Genomic DNA, 21,329 nt, shown 5'->3' with positions numbered 1-21,329 from the left:
CGGAAAAAGCTCCTAAAAAAAATTATTTGGTCGTATCGCTTTCAATAATTCCGTCACGCAAACGTATAATTCGATGCGCATACGCGGCAATTTCTTCTTCGTGCGTTACTAAAATAACGGTGTTCCCATTGGTATGGATGTCTCCAAAAAGTTTCATGATTTCAAGAGAGGTTTTGCTGTCTAAATTTCCTGTAGGTTCATCCGCTAAAATGATGGACGGCTTATTGACCAAGGCACGTGCAATTGCCACCCGCTGGCGTTGACCTCCTGAAAGTTGGTTGGGTTGGTGATCCATTCTGTCAGCAAGATTTACTTGTTCTAAAACTTCCGTGGCGCGTTTATTTCTATCAGATTTAGAGAAACCGGCATAAATCATGGGTAAAGCTACATTGTCTAGTGCGGTTGTTCTGGGTAAAAGATTGAAAGTTTGGAAAACAAATCCTATTTCTTTATTGCGAATTTCGGCTAATTCATCATCTTTCATCTGGCTGACATCCTTCCCATTCAGGATGTAACTACCAGAAGTTGGCGTGTCTAAGCAACCTAATAAATTCATTAAGGTAGATTTTCCGGATCCTGAAGGTCCCATTAATGCTACGTATTCGCCTTTATTTATTTCTAAATCAATGCCTTTGAGAACATATACAATTTCATTTCCAAGCACAAAATCTCGTTTGATATTGGTTATTTTGATTAGCGGGTTTGCCATTAGAATGTATGATTTTTTGACCTTCGACGGTGCGTAGGGTGCTATTAAATTAGATTTTAAAAGTACAAAAGACTTTTGAATTATTAATAAGTAGATGTTTTTTAAATTTGTTACATTTTGAGCTTAGATTTATGCGGTCAGATAATTTTTTATTAATGAAGTACTTGCGTTTATTTCTATTTTCTTGGTAAATGTATTTTTTAATACGTTAAATCATTCTATTAAATTTTATGTTATTATAGTATAAATTTGTATAATTTACACTTTATTGGTATTTATTTCATAATTATTTTAATTATTTATAACATTTTTTGGTTATAATTGATAATATAATAATATTACTTATTTTTGTTAAAAGTATTAATCAAATCAAGAAGTTATGAAAAGTACAAAAATGGTGTTAGGAATAGCGGTAGTCGCTTTAGGATTTGCCTCCTGTAAAGATGAAAAAACAGAGCAAGCGGAGAAAATAGTGGATTCTTATGTGATGTATGTGGATTCATTAGGGAATGTTTCTTCCGAGAATGCTAAAGCAAACTGGCAAGGAATTGAAGCTACGTATCAATTAAAAAGTGGTAATGCAAAGGCAGCATTGGCAAATATGAAAGACAATGCGGAGGCGCAGAAATACCTTGATGAAGCAAATGCTAAATACGAGGCTTTGAAAGCAAAATACGAAGCCGAAATAGAGGCTCAAGATAAAGCCGCCGCTGCTGCAAACCCAAAACAACAAATGAGGAATGCTTTATTTGGTGAAGGGAAAGTGGGTGAGGATATGAGTTTTGTCTGGGTGGATAAAGACAATGTTCTTAGCGTGTACCAGCAATTTGTAGATGCAGTTGAAACGAACAAAGATAAGTATTCTCGTGAAGACTGGGACGAAATCAAATTGATGTATGAAGCATTGGACAGTAGAAAAAATACAGTTGAAAAAGAAGGACTTTCAGTGGATGATAACAGAAAAATTTCGGGTTTAAAATTAAAATTTGCACCAATTTATACGCTAAACAGAATGGGAGCAAAATCTGGAGAAATGAAAAAAGCTAAAGAATAAAAAGTAGTTATTCTATATTGAAAATGGCAGTCAGCAATGGCTGTCACTTTTTTTAGGTTCGAATCACAAAATGTTCTTTTGGTTGTTCTCTCCTAAAAAATACCAATCCCCACTGAAATGTGTCAATTGTTACCGTTACTTTGGGATGGTTTTTTATAATTTCCCAAGCTTGTTCCATTTCTGGCGACCAGTGGATGTCATCGAATATCCAAAGGGTTTCGTTCGTAATGGTAGGAAGTAATACTTCAAAATAGTCTAATGTTGCTTTCTTGGAGTGATTGCCGTCGAAGTAAATTAGGTTATGGGTTTTAGGCTTTAGGCTTTCGGTTTGTAAATAAGTACTGAACTCTGTTATTTCGGAACATATAGTATTGAAATTGAATTTTTTAAATTGCAATTGAGCTTGTCTAGCGGTTTCAGGACAACCTTCTAAAGTGATTATTTGGGCTTTTAAATTCCCTAAAGCTAGGGCAGAAGTCGCCAATCCCAATGAAGTTCCAATTTCTAAAATAGAGTCCGGTTGAAAATAATTGGTGATTCTAAAAAGTAATTCAGCTCGCTTGGGAGAAATCCCTGCTGTTTTGGCAATCTTGGCAATAACTCTGGAATTCGATTTAAACACTTTGGAACCCGCACCAAAATCAGTGACTTCAATGGTATTATTGTTTGCTAAAAGCGAGTTTCTATATTCTCTTAAAATCGTATATTCCGGTTTTGATTTTTTATCATAAAAGCATCTCGTCAATAAAGTAAACACAAATGGCGAATGCACCGCATGCTCATTTTTTGAGTGCCAAAGGAATTGTAAATACGATTTGATTTGAAACAGCATGGAACTTTTTTGTTACACAGAGATTCTCAAAGAGAAAACACGAAGATACACTGAGTTTTTCAATTTTGTGAATCTTTGCGGTTGCTTCGTGCATCTTGGTGAAAGAACATTGTGGGTGCGAAGATAGTAAGATAATAGTCGAAAGTCAAAATACAATTCTATCATCTTTGCGCTTCGACTTCCGACAGTATTGCTTCGAAACATTACGACTTTAAAAAGGCTATATTTGTAGCCTTGGAATTTACACAAGAATAATATCCATTTTTTTTACGATGATGATTGAACAAATAGAACATAAAACTACGATAAGCTCTGAAGAAATTGACCGCTGCATCGCTATTTTAGCACAATTGAATACGGATACGGATCAAATATTTGATATTCCAAAAGAGCAACGCACCGCTTTAATCAAAGCGGCAGGTATGTTTTCCAGACCCGATCGTGACGAGCTTTCCCGGAGAAAAAAAGACGGTAAAGTGGCTGCTAAACGCAAAATGGAAAAGCGAGACCGAACCGCCCGTAAGGTAACCGGAATCCGCCATGCGCGTGAAGCAAGTGTTTTTATGGCGCCAAAACTTTTGGCTTACAATGATCTTGTGAACAAAGAACAATTGGAACTGGAAACTCCACGAAACTGTTACGTGTGTAAAACGGAGTTTACTAAAATGCACCATTTTTACGATACAATGTGTACCGATTGTGGCGATTTTAATTATGCCAAACGTTTTCAAACCGCAGATGTAAATGGGCAAGTTGCCGTTATCACAGGTTCTCGTCTAAAAATTGGATATCACATTACGTTGATGTTATTGCGTGGTGGAGCAACCGTTATTGCAACAACTCGCTTTCCGGTGGATTCCGCATTGCGTTTTTCTAAGGAAGACGATTTCATGGATTGGGGACATCGTTTGAAAATTCACGGATTGGATTTGCGACACATTCCAAGTGTAGAGATTTTCTGCAATTTTATAGAGCAAAAATACGATCGTTTGGATATTCTGATTAATAATGCAGCGCAAACGGTGAGGCGTCCTGCGGGATTTTATACGCATCTAATGGAAAATGAGGAGCGTTCTATCGCTTCTTTGCCGCAACAGGCACAAGAATTATTGCTGGATCATACCAATTGTTTGGATGAATTAAAAGTGTTGACAGCAGGGGCTTCCTCCAATCAGAATATGCCGGTGACTTGGCACGGACCAGAACCTGGAATTGGGTTGCGGGCTTCCGCTAAATTGTCTCAAATTCCGTATTCGTTTGATAATGCTTTGGTGGCAAATGAAGTTTTCCCGGAAGGGGAACTTGATGCCGATTTACAGCAAGTCGATTTGAGAAAAACCAACAGCTGGCGTTTACGTTTGGGACAAATAGAAACCACAGAAATGATCGAAGTGCAACTGGTAAATTCCGTGGCGCCTTTTGTATTATGTAACCGCCTTTCGGAAGTGATGAAGAAAGAGAACACCGGAAAAAAGCACATCATTAATGTGTCGGCGATGGAAGGGAAGTTTCATCGCTTTTTCAAAGAAGACCGTCATCCGCATACTAATATGGCCAAAGCCGCTTTGAATATGCTGACGCATACTTCCTCAGGAACTTTGGCAAAAGACGGCATTTTTATGAATGCGGTCGATACCGGCTGGGTAACCGACGAAGATCCTGCAGAATTAGCCAAAAGAAAACAGGAAGAAGAGGATTTTCAACCGCCATTAGATATTGTGGATGGAGCAGCACGAGTGATGGATCCGTTGTTTGACGGTATTAATACAGGAAAACATTGGTGCGGGAAGTTTTTGAAAGATTACAATCCGATTCCTTGGTAGAAATCCCCCTAACCCCCGAAGGGGGAATTAAAAAAGGATATAGAATAAAACAACCACAGTAGAATTGGATTTTGCTGTGGTTGTTTTGTGACTACTATTGTGAGCGCAAAGTCAGAGACATTTGCGCAGCATAATCAAGAACTATTTTATGCTTTGAAGAGCGGGGCTTCTAAAAAAATAAGGAAAAAATCTGAAATTATATTTAAACCAGACTTTTTTTCAGGGTAATAAAATACTTAAAGCCTGTTTAGATGAGCTAGGAAGGGAACTTTTGATTTTTATTAAAACTTTCGGATAGCTGTGAAAAGAAAACTACAAAGCGTCAAATGGACTTTCTATTAATTCTAATATTTCTTACTAATTTGTAATCACTGTTTTTCCTAAAAAACACAACCTCAACATTTCTAGCGTTACCGCTAAAAATATTGGGGTTGTGTATTGATAATTAGTCAGTTTTGTCATTGCGAGGCACGAAGCAATCACATAACGAGAGCAAAAAATGGGATTGCTTCGTGCCTTGCAATGACTCTAGCCTTCTATCTTCGCGCTCAGTTCAAACCAGCGTTCCTCTTTCTCTTCAATTTTATTGATGAGGTTTTTTTTAATTAGTTGAATCTAGTTTTTAAAAAGATTTGATACAGAAACATTGTGATGAGGTATTATTCTTTAACTTTAAAACGCTTTAATTCTGCTACTGGTTCAATAGCATGGTATCCTTTCCATATTTTAGGATCGTATGATTTTAAGGATACAATGTTGAATTCATTTTCAACAACTTTAGTAACATCAGTATCTGTTACAAGGGAATGTGATAGATTTAAAAATTCAGTTTTAGTCGTAGAGTTTCCTTCATATTTTATGTCTAATGATAGAATGTCTTTGTCTTCTTTGGTGATTTCAATAAATTTCAAAGGTCGGTTTATATAAAAATAATTCCCATTTTCTTCAGAGGCATAATGCAAGTAATAATTCTTGTTTTCAGATTTTTTGCGAAACATTAAAATTCCTTTGTTGTTATTTTGGGCTACTTTAATGCCTAAAAGCCATTTTAAATTAACATTGTGTAGATTTTCTCCTTCATCAAGTTGGTATTCAGCTCTAAGAACTGCATAATCCGACTCATTAATGTAGAGTTTACCGGTAAATTTTGCACTACCTTTTTTTGGTAAAAATGAAAGTACAAATGCATAATCGTTATCCTCAGTAAAAGTAGTTCCTTCAAATTTGTAAGTGTACAGTTCTGGATTATTTATAAAATCATGCTCAGAAGATTTACCTAAATTATTGTTCTTGATGAATTGTGTTAAATTGTATTTGGTAGTTGTTAAGAGCGTACTTTGATCTGCTGTTTTAGATTTTGTTTTCTTTTTGTTGAAATCTTTTCTTAAAGAAATAGTATCTCGAGAACCGATGAGTCCACTTTTAATGCGGTAATACTTTGTAGAATCTAAGTGCTTTAACATTGTTTTTATACCAATTTCTTTCAACTCTTCTGATGAGGTTGTACTTCCTTCATTTTTGAGAACAGTTGCTTTAAGAACGTTAATTTTATGTGATTCAAATGACTTATTATCTTTTTTAATAGTATGAGTAAATAAATTACACAACATGTCTGTATACTCTTTTGGGGGTGATTTAATTAAGGCATTGGTGAAATTTTGAACATCACTATTGACTTGCTTAAGCGCTTGTTTTGAAAAACCTGTCGACTGATTTATATCAACTACAACTTCTTTAGGATATGTCGCCGTTGATTTTCTCACAAATAACATGTCTTTAATAGGATTATCGGTATTTCTATAATTTATAGAAAGATTAGCCTTTACCGCAGCCATTATAACATAAGGATTGGGTTTTTTACCATTTACTTGTACATCATTTAATTCAAAAATAGTAGGAGTGAGTGCTATGATATAATCTAGTTTTGATAATTGACTCACCTTAACTTCAAGATTTTTGTAGCCTAGATAGGTAATGATTAGTGTATTTTCATCTTGAATTGCAGTTTCAGATAGGTTAAAAAAACCTTCGGCATTTGAAATCAAATGCTCTTTTTTATCAATATTGATGGTGGCGTAGGGAATAGGTTCTTTAGTAGTTGCATCAATTATTTTTACTGAAATATTTTGTGACCAAGAATATTGAAAAAACAAAATAGTACTCAACAAGAGCAGGTATGGAATGAATTTAGATTTTTTTTTGATGGATGTGTTTGTAGATTTTACGTTCATTTGAGTTGATTTACAGTTTGATGATTGAAATTGATAGTCAAATGTATATGTTATTTCAATACTCAAGTTATGTAATTGTGCTAATTTTCTGTCAATATACTCATGCGAAAAACCCCACCACAAGCTACTATTATGTAATTTGTGATGGGGTTTTTACAAAAATTGAATACAATTATAAGTTTTTTATCCTTCCATTTTGGCACTTAATTCAAACCAACGCTCTTCTTTGAGTTCCATCTTTTGGATGAGGTTTTGCAATTCATTTCCTTTTTTCTCGATGTCAGCATCAGTAATTTTTCCGTCCGAAAATAATTGCTCAATAGCTATTTTCTGAAGCTCTAAGTCCTTGATTTCTTTCTCTGTTTTCTGGAATTCTTTTTGCTCGTTGAACGTTAGGTTACCGGTTGGATTGTTTTGTTTCCAGTCTTTCTTTTCGGCTTTGTTTTCTTCTTTTTGAGCAACATCAGCACTGTCTTCATAAGCTCTAAAATCAGAATAGTTTCCAGGGAAATCTTCCACTACACCTTGTCCTCTAAAAATGAATAAGTGATCCACAATTTTATCCATAAAATACCTGTCGTGAGAAACCACTAAAAGACAACCGGGATAGTCCAAAAGGAAACTTTCCAAAACATTCAGTGTCACAATATCCAAATCATTCGTAGGCTCATCCAGAATCAAGAAGTTCGGATTCTGAATCAAAACTGTACACAAGTACAAACGTTTCAATTCTCCACCACTCAATCTATCGACAAAATCATATTGTTTTTTGGCATCAAACAAGAAACGCTCTAACAATTGCGAAGCGGAAATTAATTTTCCTTTCATCAACGGAATAAATTCTCCATATTCCTTAATCACGTCAATCACGCGCTGACCCGGTTTTGGGTTGATTCCGCTTTGCGTATAGTAACCTACTTTTATCGTTTCACCAATCACCACTTTTCCACCATCAAGCGGAATAGTTCCAGTCAATAAATTCAAGAAAGTAGATTTACCAGTTCCGTTTTTCCCAATGATTCCAATACGTTCGCCACGTTGAAAATCAAAACTGAAATTATCCATAATGACATGATCCTTGAATTTTTTGGAGATTTTGTGAAGCTCGATAATCTTGCTTCCCATACGTTCCATGTTAATTTCAAGCTCTACTTTGTTTTCACGGCGGCGGCTTTGTGCTTTTTCTTTGATGTCATAGAAGTCATCCTGACGGGATTTAGATTTGGTCGTTCTCGCTTTTGGCTGACGACGCATCCATTCCAGTTCTTTTACAAAAAGGTTTTGCGCTTTATCCACACTCGAATTTTCTGATGCAATGCGTTCCTCTTTTTTCTCTAAATAATACGAGTAATTTCCTTTGTATTGGTATAATTTTCCGTTATCCAGTTCGATGATTTCGTTACAAACACGCTCCAAGAAGAAACGGTCGTGCGTCACCATAAACAACGTAATATTTTCTTTAGTAAAATAGCTTTCCAGCCATTCAATCATCTCTAAATCCAAGTGGTTGGTAGGCTCATCCAGAATTAATAAATCGGGACGATTGATCAAAATAATAGCTAATGAAAGTCTTTTTTTCTGTCCACCAGAAAGATTTTTTACTTTCAGTTTGAAATCTTCCAACTTCAGTTTGAACAGAATTTGCTTGTATTGTGTTTCAAAGTCCCACGCATTGTGCTGATCCATTCCGTCAAAAGCTTTTTGGTAGGCTTCTTCGTCTTCCGGATTTTCTAATGCTTTTTCATACGCTTCAATCACTTTCAAAGTCTCATTATCCGATGCGAAAATGCTTTCTTCAATCGTCAATTCTTCCTGCAAATTGTTATTTTGCGAAAGGAAGGCCATTTTGATACCTTTTCTGAGTACAACTTGTCCGGTATCTGATTCTTCCAAACCGTTAATGATGCTCATGATAGTCGTTTTTCCAGAGCCATTTTTGGCAATGAAGGCGATTTTTTGGTCTTTACTAATTCCAAAAGAAATGTTTTCAAAAAGTGTTCTTTCTCCAAAAGATTTAGAGATATTTTCGACTGATAAGTAATTCACTTTGTAGGGTATGAGTTATAAATTATAAGAGATGCATGCATTACTAAACATAACTTTTTTGCAAAAGTAATTCATTTATATTAGGTTTCAAGTTTTATCGTTTAAGTAATGTTAAAACTAAACATGATAACCTGTTTTTTAGGAGCGAATGACTTGGTTTTAGTTGGAACTAAAGGTCCAGCTTTCATTCTAAATGAAATTCACTGAACACCGATGAAAATATTAACTTGGTGAAGTACTCTTTTAGTCCTTAAAGAAAGAACAAAAAAAATTTTTCCCTTCCTTCGGGGCTAGTGGAGAAACATGTTTTTTTTAATTTTCAATAAAATGACGTAAATTTGAGTGGTTAAAAATTTGTATCATGAAAACGGAGACTTTAAAAATCAGCATCACGCAAAGAATCTTAAGTATTAACGACAATAAGATTCTTAGTAAAATAGCAAAACTTCTTGATGAAGAAAATATAGTTGGTTATGACGCAGATGGAAACCCAATTTCTGAAAAAGAATATACTAAAGACATTCATGAGGCTTTACATCAATTGAATGAAGGAAAGTTAGAAACCTATTCTAGTGAAGATGTCAGAAAAAAAATTCTAGGTTAATGAGGGTGCTTTGGAGTAAAAAAGCATCAAATGAACTAGAAGCTATTTATAAGTACATAAAAAAAGAAAGTCCTCAAAATGCTATTTTAGTATTTAATGAAATTTATGATTTGGCAAATTCTCTGCCGAATTTTCCTTATAAATTTCCGGTTGAGCCAATAATTAATATCCAAAAAGTTAGATTTGTGGTCATTTGGAGTTTTAAAATTATCTATTCCGTAGAGAAAGAAAGTGTTGTAGTTTTGAGAATTTTCAACACGAAACAAAATCCCAAAAAACTAAAACAATAAGCTTTGCAACTATCCGTCATTATTCTCAATTACAACGTTCGCTATTTTCTGGAGCTCTGTGTTTTAAGCGTTCAAAACGCATTAGAAACCATTGACGCCGAAATTATTGTAATTGATAACAATTCTTCGGATGACAGTTGTGCAATGATGCAAAAGCTTTTTCCTAACGTAAAACTCATTCAAAACAAAGAAAATATTGGCTTTCCCAAAGGCAATAACATTGGGGTAGCCCAAGCGCAAGGCGAATACATTTGCGTTCTGAATCCCGATACTGTTGTTGCCGAAGATACGTTTGTGAAAGTATTGGCTTTCGCCCAAAAACAATCGGATTTAGGAATTGTGGGTTGTAAACTCATTGATGGAACCGGAAGATTTCTGCCCGAAAGCAAACGTGGCGTTCCGACACCTTGGGTCGCTTTTACCAAAATCACGGGTTTATACAAATTATTTTCTGGAACATTCGGGAAGTATTATGCGCAACATTTAAGTGAAAACCAAACCGGAAAAGTAGCCATTCTTGTGGGTGCTTTTATGGTTATGAAAAGAGATTTGTATCTTGAAGTAGCCGGATTTGATGAAGATTGTTTTATGTATTCTGACGATATTGATTTGTCGTATCGAGTCCTGAAAGAAGGAAAATTCAATTATTATTTCCATGAAACGACCGTAATTCATTACAAAGGAGAAAGCACGGTTAAGGATGAAACGTATATGAAACGGTTTCAGGAAGCGATGAATTTCTTCTACAAAAAGCATTTTAAAAGTGCTTTATTTTTCTCCCTTTTTATGAAAATTGGGATTATCTTTTTTTCTTTAGCGAAAATGTTTCAAGGGAAACCAGGAATAAAAATCATTCCAAAATCATATCTTTTGTATTCAGCTAACCAAAAATTAGCAGATAAGCTCCATTTGGTTTTGCAAAAAAAAGTCCTGTTTCACGATTTGAAAACAGAAAAAACAGTAATTTCGTCTTCTGTTAAAAGTAAAATAGGTGCAGAAATTATTTTAGATAACGAATTCATTTCTTTCAAAAAATGTATCGCAATTCTCGAATCTTCAAGGAATAAAGGATTTACCTTTAAAATTATACCAAAAAACGCTAATTTTTTAATAGGAAGTAATAATAGTAATGAGAGAGGTGAGATTATAGAAATAGAGTAAAAAATTACATTTAATGTAATTTATGTTTGAAATATTTAGTAATTTCGCAAACTGAAAATCAATATCACCTTTTAGGTTAACAATATGGCAAGATTTGAATTAAAACTTCCAAAAATGGGAGAAAGCGTTGCAGAAGCAACCATTACAAACTGGTTAAAAGAAGTTGGCGACAAAATTGAAGCGGATGAAGCAGTACTTGAAATTGCTACTGATAAAGTAGACAGTGAAGTGCCAAGCGAAGTTTCGGGAATTTTAGTAGAACAACTGTTTGGTAAAGATGATTTAGTTCAGGTAGGGCAAACTATTGCTATTATTGAGACTGAAGATGGAGCGCTTGTGCCAATTGTTAAAGAAGCTGTAGCTCCTGAGGGTATTGCTGAAGTAACAAAAATGGTTAATCCCGAAGCTTCAGGATCCAACGAAAGTGTTGCGACTCCGGTAGATTTGTCTTCCGATTACTCGGAATCTGAAAAATTCTTATCGCCTTTGGTAAAAAATATTGCTAAAGAAGAAGGGGTTTCTGTGGCTGAATTAGCAGCAATTTCGGGAACAGGAAAAGAGGGAAGAGTGACTAAAAATGATATTTTAGAGTATGTAAAAAACAGAACTAGTCAGCCTGCTATTGCAGTTCCGGTGGCAGCAGTTCAAAAACCGGTTGCAGTTCCAACAGCTCAAAAAGCCGCTCCGGTATCCGTAAGCGGTGGTGATGAAATTATAGAAATGGACAGAATGCGCAAGCTAATTGCGGGATACATGGTCGCTTCGGTACAAACTTCGGCTCACGTACAATCGTTTATCGAAGTCGATGTGACAAATATTGTGAAATGGAGAGAGAAAAATAAAGTTGCTTTCGAAAAAAGAGAAGGGGAGAAGTTGACGTATACTCCAATTTTCATGGAAGCGGTTGCTAAAGCGATAAAAGATTTTCCAGGAATGAATATTTCTGTGGATGGCGATTATATTATCAAGAAGAAAAACATCAACTTAGGAATGGCTGCTTCGTTACCAAACGGAAATTTAATTGTTCCCGTTATTAAAAATGCGGATCAGTTGAATTTAGTTGGAATGGCTAAAGCGGTCAATGATTTAGGAGGTCGTGCAAAAGCTGGAAAACTAAAACCGGACGATACTCAAGGCGGAACCTATACAGTTACTAATGTGGGAACTTTTGGAAGTGTTTTTGGTACGCCAATTTTAAATCAGCCTCAAGTGGGTATTTTAGCCCTTGGAGCAATCCGTAAAATGCCGGCAGTAATCGAAACTCCAGAAGGAGATTTTATCGGGATTCGTCAGAAAATGTTTTTGTCACACAGCTATGATCATAGAGTGGTAGATGGAGCTTTAGGGGGCAGTTTTGTAAAAAGAGTCGCTGAATACTTAGAAGCATTTGATGTAAACAGAGATGTTTAAAAGCTAATATTTAGAATAAAAACCCGATTGATTTTTAAAAACCAATCGGGTTTTCTTTTTTTAAGATTTTATGAAACTTTAAACGGTGAACTTTAAATGAAATTAAACCCAAATTTCTATATTTGTAACCACACAAAAATTAAAAATGGAACTCAAACTCAATAAACCAATTTGTTTTTTCGATCTAGAAACCACAGGGATTGATATCGGAAAAGATAGAATTGTAGAAATCTCAGTTTTAAAAGTTTTTCCGAACGGAAATAAAGAAAGTAAAACTTGGTTGGTCAATCCAACAATCCCAATTCCACCTCAAACAACCGCTGTTCATGGTATTACCGATGAAAAAGTAGCAAATGAACCTACATTCAAAGAATTGGCGACTCAAGTGTATAATATGATTAAAGACAGTGATTTGGCTGGATTTAATTCGGATCGTTTTGATATTCCGTTATTGGCTGAAGAAATGCTACGTGCCGGAGTAGATTTTGATATGAAAGGAAGGGTTTCTGTTGATGTGCAAACCGTTTTTCATAAAATGGAAGAGCGTACATTGAGCGCAGCTCACAAATTTTATTGTGAAAAAACACTTGAAAATGCACACTCTGCAGAAGCAGATACCATGGCAACTTACGAGATTCTGAAAGCGCAACTGGATCGCTATCCGGAACTTGAAAACGATATGAAATTATTGTCCGAGTTTACAACAAGAAAGAAAATTGCTGATTTCGCAGGAATGATTGCTTTTGATAAGGATGAGGAGGAGATTTTTACTTTTGGAAAACACAAAGGAGTCAAAGTGGGTAAAATTCTGGAAACAGAGCCCGGTTATTTCAGTTGGATTCAAAATGCCGATTTTCCGTTGTACACCAAGAAAGTTTTAACGGCAATTAAACTACGAAAACTGAATAATAAATTAAGTTAATTTTTGAATTTTTCAATCATTAAATTTTTTAATTACTAAAAAATGAAAATAATCTGTATCGGTAGGAATTATACCAATCACATAGAGGAATTACAAAACGAGCGGCCCACGGAACCTGTGGTTTTCATGAAACCGGATTCAGCCGTTTTATTAAAACAACATCCGTTTGTAATCCCGGAATTTTCGGAAGAGGTGCACCACGAAATCGAAATTATAGTCAAGATAAGCAAAGTAGGGAAATACATCGAGCCTAAGTTTGCTCATAAATATTATGACGAAATTAGTGTGGGAATCGATTTTACCGCTCGGGATTTACAAGACAAATTAAAAGCAAAAGGGCTGCCTTGGGAAAAAGCCAAAGCATTTGATGGCTCGGCAGTTATAGGTGAATTTGTATTAAAAAATCAATTTAGTTCCGTAGAAAATATTACTTTTGAATTAAAGAAAAATAATGAAACGGTTCAAATGAGTAATTCGAGTTTGATGCTCTGGAAAATTGATGAGCTGATTTCATACGTTTCTCAGTTTTTCACATTAAAAATTGGCGATATCATTTTTACAGGAACCCCGGAAGGAGTGGCAGCGGTAAAGCCGGAGGACGTTTTAGAAGGATTTTTAGAAGGGCAACAACTATTTAGAATACAAGTAAAATAATGGCAATAAACTACAACCTGTCAAAAGTGTACGCACTGTCGGACAACGACCCTGAATTTGTAAATGAAATTCTGACTTTGTTTGTGACTGAAGTTCCGGCAGATCTAGAGCAAATTAAAGAAGGAATAAAAAAGAAAGACCACAAGCATGCCTATGCTTATGCACACAAAATAAAGCCAACCCTGGATTTGATGGGACTTAATGTTGCTTTTGAAGAAATTCTTCAAGTTGAAGCCTGGACAAAGACTGAAGGTAAAAAGAAAGAAATCAAAGAAACGTTTAAGAGTGTAAAAAATCAGGTGAAAGAAGCCATTAAAGAAATTAAAAAAGACTTTGATTTGTAAAATTTGGGCGTGACCACGCTTTCACTTACGTTAAAGCGTGGTCGGGCTATCCGTTGCAAACGAAGTTCACTGAACCCCTATTAAAATAATTGTTTAGGTGAAGTAATCTTCCGAAAAAACGGAAGGATTTTCACTGTTATCCCTCACGCAAAAAAAGGAATCTGCCAATTTACACTTTCCTTTTTTAAATACAGTTTTACAAAATAAGCAGCACCAAAAAAAATGAAAGCAACCATAGTTACCATAGGTGACGAAATTTTAATAGGCCAAATTGTCGATACAAATTCTGGTTTTATAGCCAAATCGTTAGATAAAATTGGTGTTGAAATCAACGAAATGATTTCGATTAGTGATGATAAAAAACACATTTTTGATACGTTTACAGCACTTCAAAACAAAGTCGATTTGGTTATTATAACTGGAGGTCTAGGGCCAACAAAAGATGATATTACCAAGAAAACATTTTGTGATTACTTTGAAGATGAATTAGTTGTTGATCAAAAAGTGTTAGCTCATGTCACGCAACTTATAGAAGGTTTTTATAAGCGAACCATTACGCAAATCAATAAAGATCAGGCGCTGGTTCCTTCGAAATGTACGGTACTTCACAATCAGGTAGGTACGGCACCAGGAATGTGGATGAAAAAGGAAAACACTGTTTTTATTTCGCTTCCTGGAGTTCCTTATGAAATGAAGTATTTAATGGAGCATGAAATCATCCCGAAAGTAGTTCGGGAATATGAGCGCCCTTATATAATTCATAAAACAATTCTGACCTATGGTCAGGGCGAGAGTCTGGTGGCGGAACGAATAGAGGATTGGGAAAATAACCTTCCTGTATTTATTAAGCTGGCTTATTTGCCTGCTCCGGGACGCGTACGATTGCGTCTTTCGGCACGTGGTACAGATAAAAATAAATTAGAGACTGCGCTACTTGAAAATGTAAACTTGCTGGACGCAATTATTCATGATATCATCGTTGGTTATGATGAAGACGAAACGATTGAAGTTGCAGTAGGGAAACTTTTGACCCAACAAAACAAAACCATAGCCACAGCCGAGAGTTGTACAGGGGGTAAAATAGCAACGCTTTTAAGTGCTGTTGCCGGTGCTTCCAATTATTTTGCAGGAAGTGTAGTTTCGTACTCAACCCAAGCTAAAATAGATGTTTTGGGTATTCCGGAAAGTCTGATAAAGGAATATTCCGCAGTCAGTAAGGAGGTAGCTTCTGCAATGGCTTTGAGCATAAAAAAGAGAATGAATACGGATTATGCAATTGCGACAACAGGAAATGCCGGACCAACAAAAGGCGACTCAGATGCAGAAATTGGCACTGTTTTTATTGCAATAGCAACACCAAAGGAAGTAATTGTTGAAGAATTCAATTTTGGTCAACCCCGTGAAAAAGTGATAGATAGAGCGGTAATAAAAAGTTTAGAACTAGTACAGAAAGAAATTTTAAAAAATGTGCAGTAAATATGTTGCTTAATAGGTTTATTTTTCTTTTCTTTGCACCCTGATTTTGAATAACGATAAAAGATAAGTATAATGTCAAGAGTTTGTGACCTTACAGGTAAAAGAGCGATGGTAGGAAATAACGTTTCTCACGCTATGAACAAAACTAAGAGAAAATTTTCTGTAAACTTAGTTAAAAAGCGTTTTTATCTTCCAGAAGAAGATAGATGGATTACTCTACGAGTAGCTGCATCTACGGTAAAAACAATTAATAAAAATGGAATCGCTGCAGTTTTGAAAAAAGCAAAAGCAGAAGGATTTATTAAATAATCCCTTCCAAAATAAAAAAATAGCAAGATGGCAAAGAAAGGTAATAGAATCCAGGTAATTTTAGAATGTACTGAACACAAAACATCAGGTGTTGCAGGGACTTCAAGATACATAACAACAAAGAACAAAAAAAATACTCCAGACAGATTAGAGATTAAAAAATTTAATCCAATCTTGAAAAGAGTAACTGTTCACAAAGAAATTAAATAATAATTAGAGATTTTAATAGAAATCTAGAAATGGTCACATTTAGAGATTTTATTTAAATTTAAATAACATTTGAATCATGGCAAAGAAAACCGTAGCATCGTTACAGACATCTTCTAAGAGATTATCAAAAGCCATCAAAATGGTGAAATCTCCAAAAACAGGTGCATATACATTCGTAGAATCTATTATGACTCCAGAATCAGTTGATGAATTCTTGAAAAAGAAATAATTTACAACAGCAGTATATAGAAAAGCTACTTTCATTCGGAAGTAGCTTTTTTATTTTCTATATTTACCATTAGAAATTGTATTTGTTCTTTGGACTTAAATACTTCATTCTTAATACTATTTACACAATGAGTTTTTTCAAAAGAATATTTTCATCAGACAAAAAAGACCCGAGCCTAACCGAACAGGCGAAGCAAACATTAGATAAAGGTCTTGAAAAATCAAAAACAAATTTCTTTTCTAAGTTAACCAAAGCGGTTGCCGGAAAGTCAAAAGTGGATGAGGAAGTCCTGGATAATTTAGAAGAAATTCTGGTTGCTTCCGATGTTGGTGTCAATACGACTTTGAAAATCATTGAAAGAATAGAAAGTCGGGTAGCAGCAGATAAATATCTGGGAATTGAAGAACTCAATCTGATCCTTAGAGAAGAAATTGCGGCTTTATTATCAGAGACTAACTCCGGTGAAGCCACTGAGTTTGTAATTCCAACTCAGACTAAGCCGTATGTTTTGATGGTAGTGGGTGTAAATGGAGTTGGTAAAACTACTACTATTGGTAAATTAGCCTTTCAGTTTAAAAAACAAGGATACAACGTTGTGCTGGGCGCAGCTGATACTTTTCGAGCCGCTGCCATTGACCAGTTGCAAATTTGGGCAGATCGAGTAGGAGTTCCTATTGTTCGTCAGGATATGGGAAGTGATCCGGCTTCGGTGGCTTTTGATACCTTGCAATCCGCGGTGGCGCAAGATGCGGATATCGTTATCATTGATACCGCAGGTCGTTTGCATAATAAAATTAATTTAATGAACGAATTGACCAAAGTAAAACGAGTGATGCAAAAAATTGTTGAAGATGCGCCACATGATGTTCTGCTAGTTTTGGATGGTTCAACGGGTCAGAATGCTTTTGAACAAGCCAAACAATTCACTGCCGCTACTGAGGTTACTTGTTTAGCGGTTACAAAACTTGACGGCACTGCTAAAGGCGGTGTGGTGATAGGAATTTCAGATCAGTTTAAAATTCCTGTAAAATATATTGGTGTTGGAGAAGGAATTGAGGATCTTCAGGTTTTTAATAAATATGAATTTGTAGATTCATTCTTTAAATAAAAGACAATTATGGATTTTTCTTCTTTAAAAAATGTACCACCACTATACCTTTATTTTGGGAGTATAGTTTCTTTTATAACGGCTAATCTTATTCGAGATATAAGTATCAGTCTGTATTATTTTTTGATACTTATGGGATTGGTTTTCTTTGTTTTAGGTTTTCTTAAACGTTTGAAAGTCAAGTAGATTTACTGATGTAAAACGCTAGGTTTCTGCTGTAATATTTCATCAAAATCAGGTAAAGCTAAAGTTGGATTATCAAGGTTTACCACCTCTCCCATTCTGATAACGACCATTTTCTTGCTCGGAATGACATAAATTTTTTGATCGTTTTTGCCTAAGGCCATAAACATGTCGGCAGGAGCTGTTGGTATTAAACTACCGTTGAATTCCAATTGGCGTGATGACCATTGAAATGATTTTCCATAACAATTCGGCCGTTGACAAGAATGATACTAGATTTTGTTACCCAAGTGGCGCCGGTTAGTGGAAGGAAATAGAGTGTATCTGTTGGAGTAGGCGTTGGTTCTGAAGTTTCAGAACTGTAGCTTATGCAAAATATTGTGAGGACGATACGGTAGATTATTTTTTACATTTTGCTCTAATTTAGTTCTAATTGCCTTATGGTTATTAATATATAAAATAGTTTAATGTGTTCTACTTTTTTTGTTTTCTGTGAATTTAATAAGAGTAACTTTGTTGTATGCAATTTAAGTATGGTTACTTCAAAATACCTAGCCCTGATTGAAGCGGAAATCCTTTTTTAGCCGCTTTTTAGGCGGATAAAAAGATTGAAGTGAAAAGCAGGAAATAGCTCCTAAAAATATTAATTATATGAAAAATACATTTAGCTTTCTTTTTATTGCATTCCTTTTTGTGGGATGCCAGCAAGAAATTATACCTGCTGATATTGCCAACATAAACGGCTATTGGGAAATTAAAAAGGTTGTTTTTGATAAGGGGGAAAACAAGGAGTATAAGATGAATGAAGTGTATGATTATTTTGAAGTTGACAAAAAGAATAAAGGGTTTCGAAAGAAAGTCATGCCACAACTAGACGGTACTTTTATGGTGAATGATGCGTATGAAAAGGTTTCAATTCGATTTGCAGATGACAAGGCGTTTGTGGATTATTCAACACCTTATATGAAATGGAGTGAGGAAATAATTGCAGTGTCAGCGGAAGAATTAGTATTACTGAACAAAGAAAAAACAGCATATCATTACAAGAAAGCAACACCAATAAATTTACTGGGCGATGGCAAAGAGACTAAATAATCAAAGTACGATAGGGGATGTTTTGAAACAAATTATCCAAGTAAATAAGCTGCAGCCCGGAATGGATCAAATGGACGTAAAATACGCTTGGAAAAACTTGATGGGTAACGGTGTGAACAGTTATACCAATAATGTAGTTTTGAAAGGAAGTACGTTGTATGTAGAGTTGACCTCGTCCGTTTTACGAGAGGAATTAAGTCATGGTAAATCAAAAATTGTGGCTATGATTAATGAGGAACTAAGACGAGATGTGGTGAAGGATGTGGTTTTAAGGTAATGATTTTAGATTGTTGATTAACGAATTTAGATTTCAGATTTTTGATATAAAAAAATCCCGTTTCAATTTTGAAACGGGATTTCTATTTTATTATAATTCGTAACTGTCAATTGCGACTGAAAACCGATACTAGAACTGCTCTCTTCCGGCAAAATGGAACGCACCTTCGATAGCTGCATTTTCATCGCTATCAGAACCGTGAACTGCATTTTCTCCAATAGAGGTTGCGTATGCTTTACGGATAGTTCCTTCAGCAGCGTCAGCTGGGTTTGTAGCTCCAATTAGAGTTCTGAAATCTTCAACAGCGTTGTCTTTTTCTAAAATAGCAGCAACAATTGGTCCTCTTGACATAAACTCTACTAATTCACCATAGAAAGGTCTTGCAGCGTGCACTTCGTAAAAAGCTTGTGCATCAGCAACAGTTAATTGTGTCAATTTTAAAGAAACGATTTTGAAACCTGCCGTAGTAATCATTGCAAGTATGTTTCCGATGTGTCCGTTAGCAACAGCATCCGGCTTGATCATGGTAAAAGTTCTATTAGTAGCCATTTTTATTTTTTTTAATTTTATGCAAAATTAGCATTTTTTTATTGAATATTTTTACAATTAAGTCATTCAAATAATCGTAATCTGATTAAAGTACAATAATTTCAAATTTATTATCCAGCGGTTGGAGTTGTTTGACTAATGTAGGAATCAGATTGTCTCCGTATTCCAAATAAAATTCGGAAAAATTAGTTTGTCGTTCCTGTAAACTTTGGTTGGGAAACAGCTCATTTTGCAAGTAGGTGATGCGTTGTAAAACGTCACTTAGTTTTCTTTTTTGTGCTTTTAGCAATCGTTTTTCCAGATTTTCTAATCCTTTGTTTTGCTTTGTTTCCTGGGCTTTTACCGCTCCAATAAAAGATTTATCGGTTTTGGTCGCAACATCATAAAGCTCCTGAAATTGTTTTTCCAATTGGATTTTGAGATGCGTTAAATCGACTGGGAAATCTGATAATTCTTTGGTTTTAGTAGGTACTAAATTCGCCTGTTTCGAAAATAAATTTTCCCAATTCAATTCTAATTTGTCTGCTTTTTTAGCTTGCTTTTCGGTTGCTAATAGTACGGAATTTCTAAGCAAAAGTATTGGAAAAGTTACTTTTGCAGCGGCAAAAAACGATTGTAGCTCTAGCCAATAGGCAATCTCTCCTCCTCCGCCAATGTAGCATAAGTTGGGGAGAATCACTTCTTGATATAACGGACGCATAATCACGTTAGGACTGAATTTCTCTGGATGATTTTCTAAAAGGGATAGAATTTCTGTTTCAGAAAACTCAATTTTAGTATGGTTTATTTTGTATCGATCATTTTCAAAGATGATGCGTTCTCTGATACTATCTTCAATATAAAACAAATTGATTTCACGAGGATTCACTTGAATCGTATACTCTTTTAATTTTTCGGCAGTTTCTAGTACTAATTTATGCGAGGATTGGTGTAGTAATTCTTCTTTTGCAAAAGGAATAAAAGCTCTTTTTAAGTCTGAATTATCCGCATCTAAAATGACTAAACCATTTGCACCAAATAATGCATTTGCCAAAAATCGTGTGGCATCGGCTAAATTATCGTGTTTCAGATAAGAGTCTTTGAATAATTTTTTTAGAGTATCTGCATTCGTACCGGAACCTAATTCCAGCGCATATACTTCTAGAAAATCGGATAAACCTTTAGTAGACAATCGTCCAACAGGACCTGTACTTTCTTTGTTCCAACGGAATTTTTTGCCTTTAAAATTAAAATAATTGATTTCTTCAAAATCATGGTCTTCGGTAGCCATCCAGTAAATGGGGACAAAATTATAGGTGGGATATTTCGCTTTTAATTCGGTTGTCAAATTAATTGTCGAAATAATCTTGTATAAAAAATATAAAGGTCCACTGAATAAATTTAGCTGATGGCCAGTGGTTACAGTAAATGTATTTGGAAGGGCTAAAGTTTCAATATTTTGTTTTGTTAAAACAGAAGTTGAAATAGCCGAATATTGTTTTTTTAATACTGAAACTAAAATATTTCTTTTATTGTCATTGACATTTTTTTTATCCATTTCGACTCCCTCTCCTTCGGGGAGGGCTGGGGAGGGGAAGTTATTTTGCTTTTCAAGGATTTGCTTTTCAAAGTTTTCCAGCGTTGGAAATCTATTGTATAGAGAATGTAAATTATTTTTTTGATCTAAATAATCGTTCATCAAAGAAGAGAAATATCCTGAATTTTGATAGCTGATACAGTCGGTTGGCATATGGAATTTTATTTGAGGCTAAATTACCGAAAAATATTGGAACTATAATATTTGTTACTTTCGAAAAATAGTATCAATTTTATC

Annotated in this window: 23 protein-coding genes; 16 read left to right on the top strand and 7 right to left on the bottom strand. The window is 35.0% G+C overall.

All coding sequences use genetic code 11. The annotated features are described in order from the left end of the window. Positions 1-22: 22 nt before the first annotated feature. Positions 23-709, bottom strand: coding sequence for an ABC transporter ATP-binding protein (locus EKL98_RS07410; RefSeq protein ID WP_126455103.1), 687 nt, complete (start codon positions 707-709; stop codon positions 23-25). Between the two features lie 379 nt (positions 710-1,088). Here EKL98_RS07410 and EKL98_RS07405 point away from each other — a divergent pair, with 379 nt between their 5' ends. Further along, positions 1,089-1,763 carry a DUF6565 domain-containing protein gene (locus EKL98_RS07405; protein WP_126561931.1) on the top strand — a complete coding sequence of 225 codons (675 nt, stop codon included), beginning with the start codon at positions 1,089-1,091 and terminating at the stop codon, positions 1,761-1,763. A gap of 52 nt (positions 1,764-1,815) precedes the next feature. Here the strand turns inward: EKL98_RS07405 and EKL98_RS07400 are convergent, their stop codons facing one another. Then, the gene (locus EKL98_RS07400) at positions 1,816-2,595 is read right to left on the bottom strand and encodes an O-methyltransferase (RefSeq protein WP_126561930.1); all 780 of its coding nucleotides are present in this window, start codon (positions 2,593-2,595) and stop codon (positions 1,816-1,818) included. Positions 2,596-2,867: 272 nt separating this feature from the next. Here EKL98_RS07400 and EKL98_RS07395 point away from each other — a divergent pair, with 272 nt between their 5' ends. Next, positions 2,868-4,418, top strand: coding sequence for an SDR family NAD(P)-dependent oxidoreductase (locus EKL98_RS07395; protein WP_126561929.1), 1,551 nt, complete (start codon positions 2,868-2,870; stop codon positions 4,416-4,418). A 659-nt stretch (positions 4,419-5,077) separates the two neighbouring features. Here the strand turns inward: EKL98_RS07395 and EKL98_RS07390 are convergent. Continuing rightward, positions 5,078-6,649 (bottom strand): carboxypeptidase-like regulatory domain-containing protein, encoded by a 1,572-nt coding sequence (locus EKL98_RS07390; RefSeq protein ID WP_126561928.1) that lies wholly within the window; start codon positions 6,647-6,649, stop codon positions 5,078-5,080. A 183-nt stretch (positions 6,650-6,832) separates the two neighbouring features. Beyond that, positions 6,833-8,695, bottom strand: coding sequence for an ABC-F family ATP-binding cassette domain-containing protein (locus tag EKL98_RS07385; RefSeq protein WP_126561927.1), 1,863 nt, complete (start codon positions 8,693-8,695; stop codon positions 6,833-6,835). Positions 8,696-9,056: 361 nt separating this feature from the next. On the opposite strand from EKL98_RS07385, the gene EKL98_RS07380 reads away from it, so the two are divergent. The 12 genes from EKL98_RS07380 to ftsY all read left to right on the top strand — a co-directional run bounded on the left by EKL98_RS07380 (position 9,057) and on the right by ftsY (position 17,412). Next, the gene (locus EKL98_RS07380; protein WP_126455093.1) at positions 9,057-9,299 is read left to right on the top strand and encodes a hypothetical protein; all 243 of its coding nucleotides are present in this window, start codon (positions 9,057-9,059) and stop codon (positions 9,297-9,299) included. Next, complete coding sequence (locus EKL98_RS07375; RefSeq protein ID WP_126561926.1) at positions 9,299-9,589, top strand: type II toxin-antitoxin system RelE/ParE family toxin; 291 nt, start codon at positions 9,299-9,301, stop codon at positions 9,587-9,589. The genes EKL98_RS07380 and EKL98_RS07375 overlap by 1 nt, the downstream gene beginning before the upstream one ends. A 3-nt stretch (positions 9,590-9,592) precedes the next feature. Next, entirely contained in the window at positions 9,593-10,750 is a 1,158-nt protein-coding gene (locus EKL98_RS07370) for a glycosyltransferase family 2 protein (protein ID WP_126561925.1), read from the top strand. 84 nt (positions 10,751-10,834) lie between these two features. Beyond that, complete coding sequence (locus EKL98_RS07365) at positions 10,835-12,160, top strand: dihydrolipoamide acetyltransferase family protein (protein WP_126561924.1); 1,326 nt, start codon at positions 10,835-10,837, stop codon at positions 12,158-12,160. Positions 12,161-12,305: 145 nt separating this feature from the next. Next, complete coding sequence (locus EKL98_RS07360; protein WP_126561923.1) at positions 12,306-13,082, top strand: 3'-5' exonuclease; 777 nt, start codon at positions 12,306-12,308, stop codon at positions 13,080-13,082. Between the two features lie 42 nt (positions 13,083-13,124). Continuing rightward, entirely contained in the window at positions 13,125-13,736 is a 612-nt protein-coding gene (locus EKL98_RS07355; protein ID WP_126561922.1) for a fumarylacetoacetate hydrolase family protein, read from the top strand. Further along, a complete protein-coding gene (locus tag EKL98_RS07350) occupies positions 13,736-14,080 on the top strand; it encodes an Hpt domain-containing protein (RefSeq protein ID WP_126455081.1) in 345 nt (114 codons plus the stop codon). The genes EKL98_RS07355 and EKL98_RS07350 overlap by 1 nt, the downstream gene beginning before the upstream one ends. 222 nt (positions 14,081-14,302) lie before the next feature. Next, on the top strand, positions 14,303-15,556 hold the full coding sequence (locus EKL98_RS07345) for a CinA family nicotinamide mononucleotide deamidase-related protein (protein ID WP_126561921.1): 1,254 nt from the start codon (positions 14,303-14,305) through the stop codon (positions 15,554-15,556). 72 nt (positions 15,557-15,628) lie between these two features. Beyond that, a complete protein-coding gene (rpmB, locus tag EKL98_RS07340) occupies positions 15,629-15,865 on the top strand; it encodes a 50S ribosomal protein L28 (RefSeq protein ID WP_126455077.1) in 237 nt (78 codons plus the stop codon). 27 nt (positions 15,866-15,892) lie between these two features. Continuing rightward, the gene (gene rpmG, locus EKL98_RS07335; RefSeq protein WP_017495179.1) at positions 15,893-16,075 is read left to right on the top strand and encodes a 50S ribosomal protein L33; all 183 of its coding nucleotides are present in this window, start codon (positions 15,893-15,895) and stop codon (positions 16,073-16,075) included. Between the two features lie 76 nt (positions 16,076-16,151). Then, on the top strand, positions 16,152-16,304 hold the full coding sequence (locus EKL98_RS07330) for a DUF4295 domain-containing protein (RefSeq protein WP_091205215.1): 153 nt from the start codon (positions 16,152-16,154) through the stop codon (positions 16,302-16,304). Positions 16,305-16,431: 127 nt separating this feature from the next. Then, a complete protein-coding gene (gene ftsY, locus EKL98_RS07325) occupies positions 16,432-17,412 on the top strand; it encodes a signal recognition particle-docking protein FtsY (protein WP_126561920.1) in 981 nt (326 codons plus the stop codon). Between the two features lie 188 nt (positions 17,413-17,600). Here the strand turns inward: ftsY and EKL98_RS07320 are convergent, their stop codons facing one another. Next, positions 17,601-17,807 carry a hypothetical protein gene (locus EKL98_RS07320; RefSeq protein ID WP_394343474.1) on the bottom strand — a complete coding sequence of 69 codons (207 nt, stop codon included), beginning with the start codon at positions 17,805-17,807 and terminating at the stop codon, positions 17,601-17,603. A 439-nt stretch (positions 17,808-18,246) separates the two neighbouring features. Here EKL98_RS07320 and EKL98_RS07315 point away from each other — a divergent pair, with 439 nt between their 5' ends. Together EKL98_RS07315 and EKL98_RS07310 are read left to right on the top strand one after the other, a co-directional pair. Then, positions 18,247-18,690, top strand: coding sequence for a hypothetical protein (locus EKL98_RS07315; RefSeq protein WP_126455073.1), 444 nt, complete (start codon positions 18,247-18,249; stop codon positions 18,688-18,690). Then, a complete protein-coding gene (locus tag EKL98_RS07310) occupies positions 18,671-18,967 on the top strand; it encodes a DUF721 domain-containing protein (RefSeq protein WP_126460325.1) in 297 nt (98 codons plus the stop codon). Before EKL98_RS07315 ends, EKL98_RS07310 begins: the two co-directional genes overlap by 20 nt. A gap of 129 nt (positions 18,968-19,096) precedes the next feature. Here EKL98_RS07310 and EKL98_RS07305 read toward each other — a convergent pair whose 3' ends face one another. Next, on the bottom strand, positions 19,097-19,516 hold the full coding sequence (locus EKL98_RS07305) for a nucleoside-diphosphate kinase (protein WP_126460327.1): 420 nt from the start codon (positions 19,514-19,516) through the stop codon (positions 19,097-19,099). Between the two features lie 85 nt (positions 19,517-19,601). Then, the gene (bshC, locus tag EKL98_RS07300; RefSeq protein ID WP_126561919.1) at positions 19,602-21,245 is read right to left on the bottom strand and encodes a bacillithiol biosynthesis cysteine-adding enzyme BshC; all 1,644 of its coding nucleotides are present in this window, start codon (positions 21,243-21,245) and stop codon (positions 19,602-19,604) included. Positions 21,246-21,329 lie beyond the last annotated feature (84 nt).

This window comes from Flavobacterium bomense, from assembly GCF_003970355.1.
Note: the sequence above shows the minus strand (reverse complement) of the source record. Positions and strands in the feature narration are given on the sequence as shown.

Bases quoted from the DNA above. Each gene is read 5' to 3' on its own strand.
- EKL98_RS07395 (WP_126561929.1), top strand. From the start codon at position 2,868: ATGATGATTGAACAAATAGAACATAAAACTACGATAAGCTCTGAAGAA.
- EKL98_RS07365 (WP_126561924.1), top strand. From the start codon at position 10,835: ATGGCAAGATTTGAATTAAAACTTCCAAAAATGGGAGAAAGCGTTGCA.
- EKL98_RS07405 (WP_126561931.1), top strand. From the start codon at position 1,089: ATGAAAAGTACAAAAATGGTGTTAGGAATAGCGGTAGTCGCTTTAGGA.
- EKL98_RS07345 (WP_126561921.1), top strand. From the start codon at position 14,303: ATGAAAGCAACCATAGTTACCATAGGTGACGAAATTTTAATAGGCCAA.
- EKL98_RS07375 (WP_126561926.1), top strand. From the start codon at position 9,299: ATGAGGGTGCTTTGGAGTAAAAAAGCATCAAATGAACTAGAAGCTATT.
- EKL98_RS07305 (WP_126460327.1), bottom strand. From the start codon at position 19,516: ATGGCTACTAATAGAACTTTTACCATGATCAAGCCGGATGCTGTTGCT.
- EKL98_RS07350 (WP_126455081.1), top strand. From the start codon at position 13,736: ATGGCAATAAACTACAACCTGTCAAAAGTGTACGCACTGTCGGACAAC.
- EKL98_RS07360 (WP_126561923.1), top strand. From the start codon at position 12,306: ATGGAACTCAAACTCAATAAACCAATTTGTTTTTTCGATCTAGAAACC.
- EKL98_RS07355 (WP_126561922.1), top strand. From the start codon at position 13,125: ATGAAAATAATCTGTATCGGTAGGAATTATACCAATCACATAGAGGAA.
- EKL98_RS07410 (WP_126455103.1), bottom strand. From the start codon at position 709: ATGGCAAACCCGCTAATCAAAATAACCAATATCAAACGAGATTTTGTG.
- ftsY (WP_126561920.1), top strand. From the start codon at position 16,432: ATGAGTTTTTTCAAAAGAATATTTTCATCAGACAAAAAAGACCCGAGC.
- bshC (WP_126561919.1), bottom strand. From the start codon at position 21,245: ATGCCAACCGACTGTATCAGCTATCAAAATTCAGGATATTTCTCTTCT.
- EKL98_RS07390 (WP_126561928.1), bottom strand. From the start codon at position 6,649: ATGAACGTAAAATCTACAAACACATCCATCAAAAAAAAATCTAAATTC.
- EKL98_RS07330 (WP_091205215.1), top strand. From the start codon at position 16,152: ATGGCAAAGAAAACCGTAGCATCGTTACAGACATCTTCTAAGAGATTA.
- EKL98_RS07310 (WP_126460325.1), top strand. From the start codon at position 18,671: ATGGCAAAGAGACTAAATAATCAAAGTACGATAGGGGATGTTTTGAAA.
- rpmB (WP_126455077.1), top strand. From the start codon at position 15,629: ATGTCAAGAGTTTGTGACCTTACAGGTAAAAGAGCGATGGTAGGAAAT.
- EKL98_RS07380 (WP_126455093.1), top strand. From the start codon at position 9,057: ATGAAAACGGAGACTTTAAAAATCAGCATCACGCAAAGAATCTTAAGT.
- EKL98_RS07315 (WP_126455073.1), top strand. From the start codon at position 18,247: ATGAAAAATACATTTAGCTTTCTTTTTATTGCATTCCTTTTTGTGGGA.
- EKL98_RS07400 (WP_126561930.1), bottom strand. From the start codon at position 2,595: ATGCTGTTTCAAATCAAATCGTATTTACAATTCCTTTGGCACTCAAAA.
- rpmG (WP_017495179.1), top strand. From the start codon at position 15,893: ATGGCAAAGAAAGGTAATAGAATCCAGGTAATTTTAGAATGTACTGAA.